Here is a 17,637-nt window from a genome sequence, read left to right on the forward strand (position 1 = left end):
TACAGACTTTTACCACGCAACTGTATCGCCTTTTTATCCAGACGATGGTCGCTATATCGACCACTTTCCCCCTTGCCCCTAGAGGCAAAGCGCGTCACATTAACCGGCTAACGATAAGGGAATGTGCTATGCCATTGATTTACTTTTTACCGCCGCTGGCCACCGTGCTGATTTGGTCCGGCAATATGACCATCAATCAGCTCTCGGTAGGCGCCATCGCTCCCAGCAGTATCGCGTTTTTGCGCTGGCTGCTCGCCCTCGCAGTCATGACGCCCTTTGTGCTGCCGGCCGTACTGCGTCACAAAGATGAGATCGTGCGTAACTGGCCAAAGCTAGCTCTGCTAGGGCTTTTAGGGATGGGGCTATGGCAGGGGCTGGCTTATGTCGCCGCTGAAACTACCACCGCCACCAATATGGGCATTCTTGCAGCAATGGTGCCGCTGCTCACGGTGCTATTGAGCGCGCTAATTTTGAAGGAACCACCTACATTAGGCGGTGTCGTAGGCGGCGTGCTCGCCTTTATTGGCGTCACTGTGCTGCTTGGCCGCGGCAACCCGCTTTCCCTGCTGCAATTACAGGTGGCCCAGGGCGATGCGCTGATGGTCGTTGCTGCTACCTGCTACGCGCTTTATGGCGTGATGCTCAAGCGCTGGTCGATGAACCTGCCGCCATGGGTGATGCTCTATGCCCAGGTCTGCTTTGCCGTGCTGTTCCTGCTGCCACCCTACTTGATGGGCCCCATGACGCCGGTAGATGGACAAAACATCTGGCTGATCTTGTACGCAGGCATTCCTGCTTCCGTTATTACCACGTTCTTGTGGATGCGAGCGGTCCGTCAAATCGGCGCTAACCAGGCGAGTATCTTTATCAACCTGATGCCGCTATTTAGCGCGCTGATTGCCATGGCGTTACTGGGTGAACAGGTATCGGGGTTCCACTTTATGGGTGGGCTGTTAATCCTTGCCGGGGTGATCATGGCGCAAACGCTGACACGTCCGTTGGTACGCGCGGCAGCCGCCCGTAAAACGCAAAGCGTACAGCAGTGATACAATAGGCCAACTTCATTTAATGAATGGGAACCCCTGACCTATGTCCCTAGAAGAACTGCACCTTAATCTGCGTAACCTTACCAGCGACGACTACGAGCAGCTGAAATCGCTGATGGACGCGGTGTATCACGATATTGGTGGCGCTTGGCCTAAGCACACCATCGATAAGCTGATCCAGGAGTTTCCCGACGGCCAGATTGCCATTGAAGACGACGGCGTACTGGTGGGCGTCGCCCTCACCGTGCAGGTGGATTACGACGAATTCTCCAACCCGCACAAGTACGACGACCTGATTGGCCATCGTGAAATTATCCTGAACGATCAGGAAGGCGATGCCATGTACGGGCTGGATGTGCTGATCCACCCGGACTACCGTGGCTACCGCCTGGGCCGCCGCCTTTACGAAGCACGCAAAGAGCTGTGCCGCTCGCTTAACCTGCGCGCCATTCTCGCGGGCGGGAGGATTCCCGAGTACCACCAGCACGCCAGCGAGCTAACCCCGGCCCAGTACATCGACAAAGTCTCCCGTAAAGAGATTTACGACCCGATTCTATCGTTCCAACTGGCGAATGATTTCCAGGTCAAGCGCCTACTGCGCAAGTACCTGCCGGAAGATGAGCAGTCCCGTGGCTATGCCACGCTGCTGGAGTGGAACAACATCCTGTTCGAGCCAGCAGAGAACGTGCTGGACACTCGCCCAACGCAGGTGCGAGTCGGTGCGGTGCAGTGGCAAATGCGTGAGTTCGCTTCTGTTGAAGCAGCACTTCAACAGATTGAGTACTTCGTGGATGCGCTGTCGGATTACCAAAGCGACTTCGCCGTCTTCCCAGAGCTATTCAATGCGCCACTGATGGGTCTGCAGGATCGCGCCGCCCAGCAAGATCAACTGGGTGCTATTCGATTCCTGGCGGGCTTTACTGATCGCTTCACGAGCGAGCTGTCGCGGATGGCGGTCTCTTATAACATCAATATCGTCGGCGGCTCGATGATCGAGGTGGGCGAAGATGACCGCCTCTACAATGTGGCCTATCTGTTCCACCGGGATGGTGAGGTAGAGAAGCAGTCAAAGCTGCATATCACACCACAAGAGCGTCGTGACTGGGTAATCGAAGGTGGCGATAATCTGCAGGTCTTTGATACCGACGCAGGCCGTGTAGGTATTCTGATCTGTTATGACGTGGAGTTCCCAGAGCTGGGCCGCCTGCTGGCTGACCAGGATATGGATATTCTCTTCGTACCGTTCTGGACCGATACCAAAAACGGCTACCTACGGGTGCGCCACTGCGCCCAGGCACGCGCCATCGAAAATGAGTGCTACGTGGTGCTATGCGGTAGTGTCGGCAACCTGCCGTCCATCGAGAACCTGGACATTCAGTACGCGCAGTCGGCGGTGTTCACGCCATCCGACTTCGCGTTCCCCCACGATGCAGTGCTAGCCGAAACGACGCCCAACACGGAGATGATCTTCTTCTCTGATTTGGACCTAACGCGCCTGACCGTGGTGCGTGCCGAAGGCTCGGTCACCAACCTCAAAGACCGCCGTAAAGATCTGTTCAATCTGCGCTGGCGCGACTGGTCGTGGAAGTCCGGCGGTAAGCAGGAAGACTAAGGGCCAGTCACCCGACACGACTGCGCATAAAAAACGCCGCCCAAAAACCGGGCGGCGTTTTACCATTTACAACTCACTATTAACCGCTTACAAATCGCCATTCATCACAAAGCTACTCATCCGGCCACACAAGATGACGCGGCACTCTGCCTTTGGCATCGAACGCTACGCCCTCGGCGCGCAGCTTTTCGTGCTGGCGTGCCGCGCCACCATGGTCAGCCAGCTTTAGCGACGCCGCGATAACGCGGTGCCAGGGCAACTGGTGGCCATCGGGCAGGTGACGCATGGCCGAACCCACCATGCGCGCGGTGGCTCCCTCGGTCATCTTGGCAATGCGCCCGTAGGTCGTCACCCGGCCCGCCGGAATTTGATCGACAATGGTGTAAATCTGTTCGAGCAGTTCCGGGCGTGGCATGACAACCTCGTTTGGCTTATGGCGTTGGTTTAGAGCGCTTCGACTAGCTGATCAATGGCTTGGAAGGCTTCTTTCATCGCGGCATCGCGGTGAGCGTCGCCCATGTTCAAACCTTCAGCAAACACCACTTCCACATCGCTAATGCCCATCAGGCCCAACATGGTTTTCAGGTGCGGCGTTTGGCTATCAAACTCGGTGCCCGCATATTGACCGCCACGAGCAGCCAGAATAATCGCTCGTTTGCCTTCGATCAGCCCCTGCGGGCCGTTTTCAGTGTAGCGGAAAGTTTCACCGGCGCGCAGCACGCGGTCAAACAACGCTTTCAGCTGGGAGGGAATGCCCAGGTTGTACATTGGGACCGCAAGTACCAGCACGTCGTTAGCGCGCAGCTCCGCCAACAGCTCATCAGAGTGAGCAGCCAATGCCTGTTGCTCAGCGGTGCGCTCTTCAGCCGGGGTCTGCCAAGCGCCCAGCTCTTCAATAGCAAGGTGCGGCAGCGCGTTGGCAACGACATCGCGGTGGGTAACAGCAACGCCATCACGTGCAGCGGTTTGCTGTTGAAAATGGCTCGCCAGCGCATTGGACTGGCCATTGTCGCCGAGGATAGAAGAGGTCACTAACAGGGCACGAGTGGTCATGAAAATTCCTTAAAAATCAGAGAGAAGGTTAGGCGCTATTCTACGGCGCTTTTGGCGAAGCAAAAGCGCAGCGTTTTCCGAGTTTCATTCGACAAAATCGAATTATCCTGCGCCACGCAAAAGCCCCGCTCCACGCTGCACTTTGGCATCGTCGAGCGGGGCATTTAGCGCGTTTAACTCGTGCCTGTTACTTCTGCTTGGGCCACGCCTTGGGGTCGACCTTTTTGGCCAGTTTCGGGAACTGGCTAGGGTCGAAGACCGGCTCTTTACCCGCCTTGAGCTGCGTGTCGTAATCTTTGAACAGCGCAAAGGCAATGGGCGATAGCAGCAGAATCGCCACCAGATTGATGATCGCCATCATGCCCATGGAGAGATCCGCAAAATTCCAAATCGCGCCAAGGCTGGCTAAGGAACCCACCATGATCATGCCCAGCACGGCAAAGCGGTAAATCATCACCGCCACCGGCGCACGGCGGCCCGCCAGATACTCAATGTTGGATTCGCCGTAGGAGTAGTTAGCAATCACCGAGGTGAAGGCAAATAGCAAAATAGCGATGGCAACAAACATGCCGCCCCAGTCTCCTACGTGGCTGGAGAGCGCCATCTGCGTTAGCTGGATACCGTTGCTGTTCTCACCTGCCAGCAGCTCCGGCCCAGCCATAATGATGATTGCTGCCGTCGCGGTACAGATCACCAGGGTATCCAGAAAAACACCCAGCATTTGAATGAAGCCCTGGGCCGCCGGGTGATCCGGGCGGGTGCTAGCGGTAGCGGCGGCCTTAGGCGCAGAGCCCATGCCCGCCTCCGTTAGAGAACAAGCCGCGCTGAATACCGTTCATGATTGCTTGGGAAATGGCATAGCCCATCGCACCGCCGGCCGCCTGCTCGATACCAAAAGCGCTCTGCACGATCGTCATAATGGCAGCAGGCAGGTCGCTGATATTAAGCGCGACAACGACCAGCGCCAAGATCAGGTACAGCAGCGCCATCAGCGGCACCACTAGCTCAGCGACTTTCGCAATCGACTTTAAGCCGCCGAAAATAATCGGCGCGACGATGGCCATCAAGACAAACCCCATGGCCCAGGTGGGAATGGCAAATGCCTGCTCCATGGCCTGGGCGATGGAGTTGGCCTGTACGCTGTTGAACGCCAGCCCAAACGCAATAATCAGGCAGATCGAAAACAGCACCGCTAGCCAGCGCAGCCCCAGGCCGCGTTCGATGTAGCGCGCCGGGCCACCGCGAAAGGTGTTATCGCCATGGTCGGTTTTGTACGCCTGGGCCAGCGTGGATTCTACAAAGCTGGTGGCCATACCCACCATGGCAGTCATCCACATCCAAAAAATCGCGCCTGGGCCGCCGAAATAGATCGCTACCGCAACACCCGCCAGATTCCCCGTGCCAACCCGTGCCGCTAAGCTGGTCGAAAGCGCCTGAAACGTCGAGATACCGCCGCTGGATTCCCGAGAGCTGCGCAGCAGCTTGAACATATGTCCGAAATAACGAATTTGAATAGCACGGGTCATGACCGTGAAATAGAGGCCAGCACCGATGAGCAGGTAAATCAGCGCGCTGCCCCATAACAGCCCATTGCCGCGATCCACCATCGCGGTCAACAGGGGAGGAAGAGTAAAATCCATACCAAACACGCCTTTTTTAAAACAAAGAAGGCGCATCATTCTTCACGGTTGCACCAAAATGGCAAGAAAAAGGGCAAATTTCATGCTTTACAGTCATAAACACTGTATTGATACCCAAAGCTAATCGAATAACGCTTAGCGTGCTCCCGCCAGCCATTCCCACACGTCTGCGGCTTCATCGCTAACTTGGCGCTTGCTGGGCCGCACCAACCAAAAGCGCTCGTCGCTGGGTACAACAATATCGAAGGGGGCCACCAAATCCTCACGCTGCTCCAACAGTCGACGGTGCGTGAGCGCTACCCCGCCGCTCTGGCTGGCGAGCGCCAACGTCATTACCTGATTATCGCAGGTCAGCGACAGGCACTCCGCCTCCAAATGGGCAATCCCCGCCGCCTGCAGCCAGCCGGGCCAACCGACGCCAAAGCCCACCGCGTGCAGCAGCGTGTGCCCTGCTAGATCCTCAGGTGTGGTTAAGGTACGGGCCAGAGCCGGTGAGCATACTGGCAGCAGCTGCTCGTCGCCCAGAGGCAGCATCTCTACCCCTCCCCACTCGCCGCGGCCATAGCGAATTTCAATATCTGCTCCTTCCGGGCCAAAGTCGTCAGGCCAAATAGCGCTCACCAAGCGCAGCAGAATATGCGGCTTTTGCCGATGCAGCGTCACCAGCCTTGGCGCAAGCCAGGATTGCTGAATCACCGGCGTGGCCCGTAGCGTCACCGGCTGTTCGCTGGTCACACCAAACACCTCTGAAGTGCCTTCACTAATCCGTGAAAACGCATCGTGAATGCTGGGCAGCCACGCCTGCCCGGCAGGCGTCAGGGTCAGGCTCCGCGCGTGGCGAACGAACAGTTTTTGGCCCAAGCGATCCTCCAGCAGCCGAATACGCTGGCTGATGGCGGCTTGGGTCACACCTAACTCATGGCCCGCCGCGGTAAAGCTCAACGTCCGGGCGGCTGATTCAAAGGCCTGTAGCCATAACAGTGGGGGTAATTGGCTCATGAAAAAGCTACCTATAAATTAAACAAGGTCTTTGGGGCCAGATTAATCGTTTGTCACTGCACAGAGGACTCCGCATCCTAATAGAAACATTCAACAACATGTCATCAACCTACAGCGAGGCCTTTATGACCAGCGCACTAGCAGCGACGGAAAAGCGTTCACCCCCTCAAATGAGTGAACTCACGCCTTATGAACACGGCCCGGCACTCAGCGATGCCACGCTCACCGATAGCAGCCTTGCGCTGACCTGGGAAGACGGCACTCACACAACGCTGCCACTGCTATGGCTGCGCGACCACTGCGCCTGCGCCCAGTGTCGCCATCCGCAAACCCGCGAGCGCCTCTACCTACCGCTAGACGATATCGAACAGGCACCCAGCGTTACCCTGGCAGATGGCCACCTCTATTTACAGTGGCAGGATGGTCATGTGAGCGCCTTTCATAGCGGCTGGCTTTACCAGCGCCGCCCTGAGGCGACGCGCTTTTCTGCACTGCCCGCCCCGCAGCCGTGGCGCGACGACTTCTTCCCCGAAGGCGTTCGCCACGCCGACTTTCTGACCCCAGAAGGCGAGAAAACTTGGCTGACCGCCATGCTACGCGACGGCTTGGCGCTGGTCACCGACGCGCCGCTGGTGGAAGAGGAAGTCAGCCGCCTTGCCGAGCGTGGCCCGCAACGCGCCACCAACTTCGGCGGGCGCTTTAATGTTCGCTCCAAGCCCACCCCCAACAACGCGGCCTATACCGCTGTCGGGCTACCGCTGCATATCGACTTGCCCAACTGGCAGCAGCCGCCGGATATTCAACTGCTCTACTGCCTGCAAAACGACGCCAGCGGTGGCGAGTCGCTGTTTGCTGATGGTGCCCGAGTGATCAATGCCCTGCGCGAACAGGACCCGGAAGCGCTCGTTATTCTCAGCGAAACGCCCATCGATTTTCGCTTTCAGGACGACACCCACGATATCGCCATCAAAGCCCCAGTGATCACCCTAGATAGCCAAGGTGAGCTGGTGGAGATACGCCTTAATAACTGGATACGCGACACACTCCACCTGCCCGCTGAAAAAATGGCCGCTTGGTACAGCGCTTATAAAGCGCTGTGGCAACTCTTCCACAGCGACGCCCATCAGTTGGAGTTCACCTTAAAACCGGGCCAGATGGTGGCGTTCGATAATCGTCGCGTGCTTCACGGCCGCCGGGAGTTCGATCCCAATAGCGGTGCTCGCCATCTTCAGGGCACCTATCTAGACCGCGATATGCTGGCTTCGCGCCTGCGTGTTCTCGCTCGTACCACCGCGTAATCACAATAACCTAAGCAAGGAGATCCCCTTCCATGACGCGTTTAACCCGTCCACTCGTTTCTACGATTGCCCTAAGTTTGGCAGGCGTTACCACCCAAGCCGCCCTTGCCGATGACGCCACGCTCGATTTCGGCGTCCCGGCTTGGCCCGGTATTACGGTAAAAACCGAAATTGCCGAGCAGCTCCTTAACCCGTTGGGCTCCGACACTCAAACCCACGAAATCGGCCTGCAGGTGATCTACCAAGGCATGGAAAGTGGCGACGTCGACGCCTTTTTAGGCGCTTGGCTACCCGCACAAAAAGAGATGTTCGAACCGCGCAAAGCCTCTGGCGTGCTCACCGATGTCGCCAACAACGTCGATGGCGCTCAGATGACGCTGGCCGTACCGGCGTACCTGCATGAGCGCGGCATTCAAAGCTTCGCGGATTTAGATGAACACCGTGATGAGTTCAACGGCCAAATTCATGGCTTTGGCGCAGGGTCGGCGGCGAGTGAGATTCTCCATAACGCGATTGATAACGACACTTGGGGACTGGGCGACTGGAGCTTAGTGGATACCAGCGAAGTGGGCATGCTCTCCGCCGCTCAAGATGCGATTTCCAGAGAAGAGGCCATTGTGTGGGTCGGTTGGACGCCCCACTGGATGAACCTTAAGCTGCCCATGCGCTACCTGGAAGACCCAGAAAACCTGTTCGGTGAGAACAACGGCGAAAGCGACGTACGCACCCTACTGCGCAGCGACTACGCCGATGCCCACCCGGCGCTGGTTACCTTCTTTGAGCATTTAAGCTTAACCGCCGACGAGCAGAGCTGGATGATCCAAGCCTTTGGCCAAGAGGAGCGTGACCTTGCCGAGGTGGCCCAGCAGTGGATCAACGACCACCCCGAGCGCGTGGAAGCCATGCTGGCCGATGTGACGACCACCGAGGGTGACGCTGCCTGGCCTGTCATTGAAGCGCGCCTACAATAACGCGTTCGTTCACCCCACCGCCGCAGTGGCGTATGCTATTGCTCTTTTGCCAAACAGGCGGTGGGGATGGAATGTCACGGACGTTGCTAAAAGGGCTAGGCTTACTGATCGCGCTGGTGATACTAGGTGTGATGTGGCGCTACCTGCAGCAGCAAGGGCTGCTGACCCAGGCGCATCTTAAAGAACTCACCACCACCATTAGCCAGTGGCAGCAAGCACCCTGGATGTTCGCAGCGGTTATTGCTGTTTATATCAGCTCGCTGTTAGTGATGTTCCCACTTAGCCTGTTAGTGGTGCTGACTGGCCTGCTATTTGGGCCGGTGTGGGGCTTAGCCTACGCCACCTTGGGTACGCTGAGTTCCTCGGTGGTCTCTTACTGGGTGGGCCACTGGCTAGGGCGAGACGCGCTGATGCGCTACGGGGGCCGCCACCTGCGCGGCCTCTCCGGCTACCTTTCTAAACGCGGCATCCGCACCATGACGGTGATTAACCTGCTGCCGCTCGCCCCGTTCACACTGACCAATATGCTTGCGGGGGCGTTTCATCTTAATTTCCGCGACTACATGATTGGCTCCACCCTCGGCATTGTGCCAGGGCTGGCAGCGGTCATCCTGCTAGGCAGCCAGTTGGGTGCGCTGTTTACTGCCGCATCAAGGCAAGAACTGGCACTCGCGGTAGCAGGCTTATTGGCGGGAATGGGCCTGCTTTGGCTGCTCAAACGCGTGGCCACCGCGCGTACCGCCGCCAAGGGCAAGCGCGATCACGCCTAATATCGGCGTTAGTTCGTTTGCTCCACGCTTGTTTGAGTTTTACTAGAGTAGTCCTGATTAGAGTAATACTTGGCCAGCACCTCCGCATAAAAATGCGCTACGGCACCGGCAAACTTGGCAATATCGTAGTCAGCGGAGAAGGTTTTTGCTTGGCTGCCTAGAGTATCGCGTAGTGCCTCATCCTCTGCCAGTTCCACCACACGCTGCCCCCACTTCTGGCGGTTCTGCGGCGTTTTAAAACCGTTGTAGCCGTCTCGTACGACATCATCAATTCCACTGGAGCGAACAGCGACCACCGGCAGCCCAGCGGCCATGGCCTCTAAAATCACCATGCCCTGGGTTTCCGAAGTGGAAGCAAACACAAACATATCCCCCAAGTGATAGTAGAGCGCCATCTCCTCTGGTGGCACGGCGCCTACTAACGTCACCTGCGCTTCCAAGCCCAACGTTTCAATCTGCTGCTGAATCGCCTGCCGGTCCGGCCCATCGCCTACCAGCAACAGGCGCAGCGATGTTTGCTCCTGGCGCTTTAGCTCCGCCAGCGCTTCCAACATAAAGCCAATGTTCTTCTCTTTGCTGATGCGGGATACGCTCACCAGCACTGTGTCTGCGGGGTCGATAGCCAACTGCTCGCGTAACGACGTAAGCGCTTCCTCATTGGCATAGGCAAAGCGCGCCGTATCAATCCCAGTGGGCTGTACCAGCGAGGGGGTTTTTACACCGATCATACGCAGGTACTCCTCTGCCGAGTAGGTCGGCACAATCACCCCTTGGCAGCGATTAGAAAAGTGTTTGATCAGGTAGTGAGAAATCAGATTGCGAAACAGCGCACCCGGTAGCGGCACAAAATGAGCGTAGTGCTCCAACCGGGTGTGGTAGGTATAGATGACCGGCACCTTAAGCCTGCGCCCCATCCATAGCCCCATCGACCCCAGCCAGAACGGGTGATGAACATGGATCACGTCGGGTTTGAACTCACGCAGGCAGCGGCGAAAACGCGCGCTAAACGGATTTGTTAAGCGAAACTCACGTTTCTCACCAAACGCCATTAGCGTAGGAACCCGTAGAATGGTGTCATCATCCTGCCACGGCTCCCGGTAGCGAGGCACCAGCAGCTGAATACGGTGGTTAAGGTCGCTAAGCCCCTGGCGAAGTCGCTCCACAGAGACCGACACCCCAGAGACAAATGGAAAGTAGTTATTCGATACCATCGCCACCCGTAGGCTTTTTTCCAGATAGGGTGTTGGGTCGATATCGAAGTCGGGATAGTAGTGGCGCTCTTCAAAAATCAGCCGGTATAGGCGCATGGCAAGCAGGGTTAACAGCCCGACAATTAGCAAAAACCGCGGATAGCTGACGTAAAAGAAGGCATAAATTGTCGATCCCACGCTGCTCAGCATGCGCCACCAGCCGGGACGGTCGACGTTTAGCCGCCCGGGCGAAATGCCCACGCTGCCGCCCGCGACTTCCACCACCACATAGTGATGAAAGCTCTCATCAGCATCCAGCAGCAGGCCACCTGCGCCCCCCGTGGTGACATAGTTCACACCGTTAACGGTTTGCTGGGCGTACAAAGAGAGGTTTGCGGAGAACACCGTATCAACCCGGTAGCGCTCGGCTAGGCGCATAATGCCATCGCCAAGCCGTGGGTCGTTAAGATAGTTATCTTCTTCAAACAGCGGGGCATCCTGAATCACGTTGTGCGGCGCCAAGCCCACAAACAAAAAGCGGTGCGGCGCTTCCGAAGCGGCAAGCTCACGCTCCAGCCAATCTAGCTGCCAAGAGGTCGAGATTTGCCCGTACCATCTAGAAAGATAAAGTGGCTATTGCCCGCCACAAACGAGTAAAAGTGCGGCCGAAGTAGTCGTAAAACAGATAGCTGCCGAAATCGCTATCCTCTTTTTCACCGTAGGTCAGCAGGTACGGCATGTTGAGCAGCTCCAGGCTATGGTAGATCGCCTGATAGCTCTCCTGCTGGCCTCCGCTCACCGCGTTGCCTGCCGATACCATAAAGTCGATATCACCTTGGTTTAGCAGCGGAATAATCTCGTCTTGAAACACGTTCACCGAGTTATTGATATTGCCTACCACCGCAAACCGATAGGCGTCACGCCCCTCTAGCCGCTCGCGTATATCCGCAACCTCCACCGTGTGCAGTGACTCAAACTCAGGCTCAGCGACATAGAGCCATACCTGATGAGCAATTAACCCAGCCACCAGCGTAAGGTTGAGAGCAAAAAACAGCCTCAACCAGCGTTGTCGGGAGAGGCGAAAAAAACGTTGGGGCATGGTGGGGCACTTCCTTCAAAAAGACATCAGAAAAAGGCGATTGCTAAGATTCAGCACAGCCATTCAGCGTGGCCAGCAGGCGACGTGAACCGCCATGCTCGCGATGCTCACCTAACCATACCCCTTGCCAGGTGCCAAGGGCTAAGCGGCCATCGCGCACCGCTAGGCTAAGCTGAGTTCCCAGCAGGCTAGAAGCAACGTGCCCTGGCATATCGTCGGGGCCTTCCAAAGTATGGCGAAAATAGTTCAGCCCTTCCGGCACCAAACGGCGAATAAAAGCATCCATGTCGTGGCGAACGTCTGGGTCGGTATTCTCATTAAGCGTTAACGAGGCAGAAGTGTGCATGAGCTGCAAGTGCAGCAGCCCCTGATGGCAATCCGCCAAGCAGGGCAGCGCTCTGGCGATCTCGTCGGTAATGAGGTGAAAGCCCCTGGGCATTTCCGGTAAGTGAATCTCTTGTTGATGCCACATAGTCACTCCTTTGTTATCAGCATTGTAAGAGGATACGGTAACAGACATACCATAGCCTATTTCCTCTGCTTGCCGTGTAGCACCCAACAGGGAACCATGGCACGCAGTGCCCCACACTGATAGATTTAACGTTTATTGTTCAAGTGTTCACCAAGGAGCGAGATGATGAAATCCGCATGGCGGCCAAGGAGCATGGCCACGCTGGCAGCGGTTGCCGCTACCGGCACACTGCTGATCGGCTGCACCGGTATTCCCGATGGCACCGAACCTGTCACTGGTTTTGAGCTAGAGCGCTATTTGGGCGAGTGGTACGAAATTGCCCGCTTGGATCACTCCTTTGAAGAGGGGTTGGACTGCGTCACGGCTACCTACAGCCTGCGCGACGATGGCGGCGTTAAGGTAATCAACCGAGGCTACAACCTGGAAGAGCAAGCCTGGGATGAAGCCGAGGGGCGCGCCTACTTTATTGATGATGAGAGCGTTGGGCGGCTGAAGGTCAGCTTCTTTGGCCCGTTTTACGGCGGCTATAACGTCCTTGAATTAGATGATGACTACCAATGGGCTCTGGTGGCAGGCCCCAACCGCGACTACCTATGGATTCTAGCCCGCACGCCAACCCTTGAAGGCGACGTGGAGCAGCGCCTGCGCCAGCGCGCCGCCGAGCTGGACTTCCCCACCGATGAACTGATTGACGTGGTGCAGTACCAAACCTGCCCAGGCCGCTAGCGCACCCCGCACGTCAGCCATTGGGCAAGGCGGCACCCAGCCCGCCATTTCCCGCTGTAAAAAATCAATGAAGGCACTAATGCGCGTCGGTATATGGCGGCGGTGCTCAAACACCGCGTAAAAGTCAGCGCGCACGCCCTGCCAATCCGGCAGCAGCGTGTGCAGCGCGCCGCTGGCGAGATGCTCGTTCACATCCCACCAGGAGCGCAGCATCACGCCATGGCCATCCAGCGCTAAGCGAGTAATCACCTCGCCGTCGTTACTGGCCAGTTGCCCGCTAACTTTCACCGCTTGGCGCTGCGACGAGTGGCGATGCTCAAACCGCCAAAGCGGGAAGTCGCTATCATTTTCACGAATCACCAGGCAGTTGTGTTGGGCAAGATCGCTCGGCACGGTTCAGGGCGGGCATCTTAGCCATATAGCTTGGCGGGGCGCACAGCACCCGCCGGTTGGGCAAAATACGCTTGGCGACTAGGCGCGAATCCGGCGGCTCGCCAATGCGAATCCCCACATCAAAACCGTGATCGCTTAAATTGAGCGGGAAATTCGTCAGTTCCAGCCAGCTCTCTATGGCCGGGTGTTCTGCGCAAAAGTGTGAGAGCAGCGGCGCAATATGCCGCCTGCCAAAGCCAAAGGTCGCGTTGACCCGCAGCCGTCCGGTGAGCCCTTGGCTCGCGGTATCGCTGAGTGCGCTTTCCAGCGTTTGCAGCTCTTCTAAAATCAGCCCACCTTGAGTGAGAAGCGCTCCCCCTCAGCGGTCAGCGTCAAGCGGCGAGTAGTACGCGCCGCCAGCGTCACGCCAAGCCGGGCTTCTAGCTGCTTCAAGCGCTTGCTGACGGCCGAGAGTGACAGCCCCAGCTCTCGGGCGGTAGCGGTTAAGCTCCCTGCCCGGGCCAACTGCTGAAAAAAGGCGAGGTCATCCAGCATCATGGGATTCTTCACTTTAAGGCAACAATAGCTTGCATAGTAGCCTGATTATCACGTCGCCAACAGGCGCTACACTCATACTACGGAAACACGCCCTGCTATTTTGTGACGTCTAATAAAACAAGGAGCCCCCATGGCCCATCGTATTGCAGTCATCGCTGGCGACGGTATCGGTACCGAAGTGATGCCCGAAGGCATCCGCGCACTAGAAGCCAACGCCAAGCGCTTCAATATCGACCTGGAATTCACCACGTTTGAGTTTGGTAGCTGCGACTACTACCTGGAACACGGCAAGATGCTGCCCGACGACTGGTTTGAGCAGCTCAAAGGCTTTGACGCGCTGTTCTATGGAGCGGTGGGCTGGCCAGAAAAAGTACCGGACCATATTTCGCTATGGGGTTCGCTGCTGCAATTCCGTCGTCAATTCGACCAGTACATCAACCTGCGCCCCTGCCGGTTAATGCCTGGCATTAAAAGCCCGCTGGCGGGCCGCAAGCCCGGCGATATCGACTTTTACGTAGTGCGTGAGAACACCGAGGGCGAGTACTCCAGCGTCGGTGGCAAAATGTATGAAGGCACCGAGCGTGAAATCGTCATTCAGGAAACGGTGATGAGCCGTACCGGCGTTGACCGCGTGCTGAAGTACGCCTGAGATCTAGCGCAAACCCGCCCGCGTAAACAGCTTACCTCGGCCACGAAGTCCAACGGCATCTCCATCACCATGCCCTACTGGGATGAACGCGTGGCCGAGATGGCCAAGCAGTACCCAGAGATCGCCGTGGATAAGTTCCACATTGATATTTTGACCGCCAACTTTGTGCTGCACCCGGACTGGTTCGACGTGGTGGTAGGCAGCAACCTGTTTGGCGATATTCTTTCCGACTTAGGCCCGGCCTGCACCGGCACCATCGTCATTGCGCCCTCCGCCAACATCAACCCGGAAGGCAAATTCCCCAGCCTGTTTGAGCCGGTACACGGCAGCGCGCCGGATATCGCCGGTAAAGGCATCGCCAACCCCATCGGCCAAATCTGGTCTGGGGCGATGATGCTGGAGCACTTGGGCTATAAAGAAGAGGGCGATGCGATGGTCGATGCCATTGAAGCGGTGCTGAGCGAAGGCGATAGCCAAGTGCTTACCCGCGATGTAGGCGGCGAGGGCACCACGGAAAGCTTGGGCAAAGCCATTGCCGAGCGGATTGGCGGCTAATCTCCCTATAAAAACAACGCCCCATAACGAGCAACGCCTCGCTGCATTAACAGCGAGGCGTTGTTCTTTTTCAGCCAGAATTTGCAGCTAACGATTAACTCGCCAACTTAGCGGCAATCTCAGCCACGTGTTTACCCTGGAAGCGGGCGATTTTCAGCTCGCGGTCATCCGGCTGGCGGGAGCCATCGCCACCGGCCAGCGTCGCGGCACCATAGGGCGTACCGCCGCTTACTTTCCAAATATCAAACTGCTCTTCAATGCCGTAGCCAATCGGCACGATGACCATGCCGTGGTGGGCCAGCGTGGTCCAGGTAGACGTAATGGCCATCTCCTCACCGCCGCCGGTACCGGTTGATGTAAATACGCTCGCCACCTTGCCACGCAGCGCGCCGTTGGCCCATAAGCCACCGGTTTGGTCGAGGAAAGTACGCATCTGGCCGGCCATGTTGCCAAAGCGAGGGGGCGTGCCGAAGATGATGGCATCGTAATCCGCCAGCTCTTGGGGCGTGGCTTCCGGCGTGTGAAATCCTGCTTGCCGCCCGCGTTTTTGAACGCTTCTTCCGGCATAGTTTCGGGCACGCGTTTTACCGTCACCTCTACGCCATCAACTCCCTTTGCACCTTCCGCCACAGCGGCTGCTAAGGTATCGATATGTCCATACATGGAATAATAAAGAACCAGTACCTTCGTCATTACTCACTCCTTTGCACATGCATTCAAGCATCAGACAGGTTGCCCACGGCGGGCAGTGAAAACTCATTAAAACATAGCGCAGTTAAGCGTAGATAAAAGCGAATGTTTCGACGCCGCGCTTCGATTTCATCGATGTGCCGATCTTGCACTTTTGCCACTTCGGCACTAATTTTCTTGTATCGTTTTTACGATAAGTTTCATTCACGTATAACGCCAAGGAGTCCGGCATGACGATGTTCGAAGCACTGCGCAAAGACCACGATATTCAGCGAGACCTGCTGGCACGCTTGGTAGAAACCCATGGTGACAGTGAAGAGCGCGACACCCTGTACCAGCAGGTGCGTGCCGAGCTGAAGTACCACGCCAACGCCGAAGAGCGCGCGCTGTATGTCCCCATGATGGATATCGACCTTACCCAAGAAAAAGCGCGCCACAGCGTGGCCGAGCACCACGAGATCGATGAGCTGATCGAACTGCTAGACGACACCGATTACGGCGCCAGCTACTCCATCACCCATGCCAAACAGCTTCAGCATTTGGTAACGCACCACCTTGATGAGGAGGAGCAAGAGGTATTTCAGCTAGCGGGCCGTGGCTTACAGGAGAATCAGAAATCATCGCTGGCAAAAGAGTACCAGGAGGAGATGCAGCGACAGCGGGCAGGCTAAATGAACCTCACAGCGCTATGGAAAAAAGAGCACCAGTGATCAAAGCGCTTGTGGCGATGAGCCATGAGCGCTTTTTTTTACCGGCAACTTTCATCATCCTACCGGCCATTTTCACGCGAACGACGCTTCCCCTTGTGAACAGCCGCGAGCGTGGTTAAAGGTAGAAGCATAAAAAAAGCGAATGCCCATGCTTAAGGACACTTTCATGCTAGGCCAATGGCTCGACTGGACGCTTGACGGCGAACGCCCTTCCCCGCGCATCGGCCGCTTTCCCAGCGGCACTTACCACCTTCACGGGCCGGGTATTTTAGAACTGACGCCCAACATTCTGCGTCCTGGCGCGCAGGCATGTATTTTTTCTGCCGCCATCCACGGTAATGAAACAGCGCCTGTGGAGCTTGTTGGCGAATGGCTAAGCGCCCTCGAAGCAAGCACCGAACAGCTCGGCGCGCCGGTTCTGGTCATCTTGGGCAACATACCCGCGTTGAAAGCTCAGCAGCGCTTCATCACGCCTAATTTAAATAGGCTGTTCAAACGCGGGCTGGACGAACAGGGCAGGGAACCGGACCGGGCGCGGGAATTGATGGAAGCGGTCGATGCGTTTTACGCCCGCCACCACGCGTTACCCAAACTACACTACGACCTGCACACCGCCATACGCGGCAGTTTGTACACGCGCTTTGTGGTAGAGCCCTATGCAGAAACGGCCACCAATGCGCAGCAGTGGGCATGGTTAGCGGCCGCCGATATGCAGGCGGTGCTGCATCAGCATCAACACAGCTGGACCTTCTCTCACTACAGCAAACACTACCTCCACGCCCAGGCGTTTACGTTTGAGCTTGGCCGCGTTGCCCCGTTTGGCGAGAACGACATGGCCGCCCTGGCGCCAATGTTAACCCTGCTTAATAAGCTAGGCGCCGGCTACGAGCCGCCCCAACAGCCAGTCGAGTCGATGGTATTTTTCCGAGTGAAGCACGAGCTCATGCGCCAAGCAGAAAACTTTAGCCTCTGCTTTGCCGACGATGTGCCTAATTTCAGCCGCTTTGAACCCGGCACCTGCCTGGCTAAAGATGAGGTAGCAGGCGACTTCGTGGTGGAAGAGACGCCGCTGCACGTGGTATTTCCCAATGCCCAAGTCGAAATCGGGGCACGAGCAGCTCTGCTAGTGGTACCCAGTCACGCCATCGCGTGACCTGCCGCCCATGAGCGGCACCGACTAGCATCCATAAAGACGCTTTTATAACAACAACGTAAAGGGGCTATCGG

Annotated in this window: 14 protein-coding genes and 4 pseudogenes; 9 read left to right on the forward strand and 9 right to left on the reverse strand. The window is 56.9% G+C overall.

Features of this window, described 5'->3' with window-relative positions:
* Positions 1-128: 128 nt before the first annotated feature.
* Together B4967_RS13540 and B4967_RS13545 are read left to right on the forward strand one after the other, a co-directional pair.
* Entirely contained in the window at positions 129-1,046 is a 918-nt protein-coding gene (locus B4967_RS13540) for a DMT family transporter (RefSeq protein ID WP_083025747.1), read from the forward strand.
* A gap of 43 nt (positions 1,047-1,089) precedes the next feature.
* The gene (locus tag B4967_RS13545; RefSeq protein ID WP_083025748.1) at positions 1,090-2,658 is read left to right on the forward strand and encodes a bifunctional GNAT family N-acetyltransferase/carbon-nitrogen hydrolase family protein; all 1,569 of its coding nucleotides are present in this window, start codon (positions 1,090-1,092) and stop codon (positions 2,656-2,658) included.
* A 112-nt stretch (positions 2,659-2,770) separates the two neighbouring features.
* On the opposite strand, the gene B4967_RS13550 is transcribed toward B4967_RS13545, so the two are convergent.
* The 4 genes and pseudogenes from B4967_RS13550 to B4967_RS13565 all read right to left on the reverse strand — a co-directional run bounded on the left by B4967_RS13550 (position 2,771) and on the right by B4967_RS13565 (position 6,350).
* A complete protein-coding gene (locus B4967_RS13550) occupies positions 2,771-3,073 on the reverse strand; it encodes an MGMT family protein (protein WP_083025750.1) in 303 nt (100 codons plus the stop codon).
* 29 nt (positions 3,074-3,102) lie between these two features.
* On the reverse strand, positions 3,103-3,711 hold the full coding sequence (locus B4967_RS13555) for an FMN-dependent NADH-azoreductase (RefSeq protein WP_083025752.1): 609 nt from the start codon (positions 3,709-3,711) through the stop codon (positions 3,103-3,105).
* 187 nt (positions 3,712-3,898) lie between these two features.
* A pseudogene (locus B4967_RS13560) lies at positions 3,899-5,351 on the reverse strand (alanine/glycine:cation symporter family protein).
* A 135-nt stretch (positions 5,352-5,486) separates the two neighbouring features.
* Complete coding sequence (locus B4967_RS13565; protein ID WP_083025754.1) at positions 5,487-6,350, reverse strand: LysR substrate-binding domain-containing protein; 864 nt, start codon at positions 6,348-6,350, stop codon at positions 5,487-5,489.
* 125 nt (positions 6,351-6,475) lie between these two features.
* On the opposite strand from B4967_RS13565, the gene B4967_RS13570 reads away from it, so the two are divergent.
* The 3 genes from B4967_RS13570 to B4967_RS13580 all read left to right on the forward strand — a co-directional run bounded on the left by B4967_RS13570 (position 6,476) and on the right by B4967_RS13580 (position 9,389).
* Entirely contained in the window at positions 6,476-7,648 is a 1,173-nt protein-coding gene (locus tag B4967_RS13570) for a TauD/TfdA family dioxygenase (RefSeq protein WP_243470588.1), read from the forward strand.
* 32 nt (positions 7,649-7,680) lie between these two features.
* A complete protein-coding gene (locus tag B4967_RS13575) occupies positions 7,681-8,619 on the forward strand; it encodes an ABC transporter substrate-binding protein (RefSeq protein ID WP_083025756.1) in 939 nt (312 codons plus the stop codon).
* Between the two features lie 71 nt (positions 8,620-8,690).
* On the forward strand, positions 8,691-9,389 hold the full coding sequence (locus B4967_RS13580; protein ID WP_083025758.1) for a TVP38/TMEM64 family protein: 699 nt from the start codon (positions 8,691-8,693) through the stop codon (positions 9,387-9,389).
* A gap of 8 nt (positions 9,390-9,397) precedes the next feature.
* Here the strand turns inward: B4967_RS13580 and B4967_RS13585 are convergent, their stop codons facing one another.
* From B4967_RS13585 to B4967_RS13590, 3 genes are all read right to left on the reverse strand, one after another.
* Positions 9,398-11,086 (reverse strand): glycosyltransferase, encoded by a 1,689-nt coding sequence (locus B4967_RS13585; RefSeq protein ID WP_243470589.1) that lies wholly within the window; start codon positions 11,084-11,086, stop codon positions 9,398-9,400.
* Between the two features lie 109 nt (positions 11,087-11,195).
* Positions 11,196-11,678: a hypothetical protein gene (locus tag B4967_RS19700; protein WP_243470590.1), complete on the reverse strand. Its 483-nt coding sequence runs from the start codon at positions 11,676-11,678 to the stop codon at positions 11,196-11,198.
* Positions 11,679-11,721: 43 nt separating this feature from the next.
* Positions 11,722-12,150 carry a secondary thiamine-phosphate synthase enzyme YjbQ gene (locus B4967_RS13590; protein WP_083025759.1) on the reverse strand — a complete coding sequence of 143 codons (429 nt, stop codon included), beginning with the start codon at positions 12,148-12,150 and terminating at the stop codon, positions 11,722-11,724.
* A 192-nt stretch (positions 12,151-12,342) separates the two neighbouring features.
* Here B4967_RS13590 and B4967_RS13595 point away from each other — a divergent pair, with 192 nt between their 5' ends.
* Positions 12,343-12,876, forward strand: coding sequence for a lipocalin family protein (locus tag B4967_RS13595; protein WP_083025761.1), 534 nt, complete (start codon positions 12,343-12,345; stop codon positions 12,874-12,876).
* A 21-nt stretch (positions 12,877-12,897) separates the two neighbouring features.
* Here the strand turns inward: B4967_RS13595 and B4967_RS13600 are convergent.
* Positions 12,898-13,806: pseudogene (locus B4967_RS13600) on the reverse strand (LysR family transcriptional regulator); the annotation flags it as partial.
* 130 nt (positions 13,807-13,936) lie between these two features.
* Here B4967_RS13600 and B4967_RS13605 point away from each other — a divergent pair.
* Positions 13,937-15,010 (forward strand): annotated as a pseudogene (locus B4967_RS13605) (tartrate dehydrogenase).
* Positions 15,011-15,104: 94 nt separating this feature from the next.
* On the opposite strand, the pseudogene wrbA reads toward B4967_RS13605, so the two are convergent.
* Positions 15,105-15,703 (reverse strand): annotated as a pseudogene (gene wrbA / locus B4967_RS13610) (NAD(P)H:quinone oxidoreductase).
* A gap of 227 nt (positions 15,704-15,930) precedes the next feature.
* Between wrbA and B4967_RS13615 the strand changes: the two are divergent.
* Together B4967_RS13615 and B4967_RS13620 are read left to right on the forward strand one after the other, a co-directional pair.
* Positions 15,931-16,371 carry a hemerythrin domain-containing protein gene (locus B4967_RS13615; protein ID WP_083025763.1) on the forward strand — a complete coding sequence of 147 codons (441 nt, stop codon included), beginning with the start codon at positions 15,931-15,933 and terminating at the stop codon, positions 16,369-16,371.
* 205 nt (positions 16,372-16,576) lie between these two features.
* Entirely contained in the window at positions 16,577-17,563 is a 987-nt protein-coding gene (locus B4967_RS13620) for a succinylglutamate desuccinylase (RefSeq protein ID WP_083025793.1), read from the forward strand.
* Positions 17,564-17,637 lie beyond the last annotated feature (74 nt).

Origin of the sequence: Vreelandella lionensis (assembly GCF_002087295.1) — a bacterium.
Classification (GTDB): domain Bacteria; phylum Pseudomonadota; class Gammaproteobacteria; order Pseudomonadales; family Halomonadaceae; genus Vreelandella; species Vreelandella lionensis.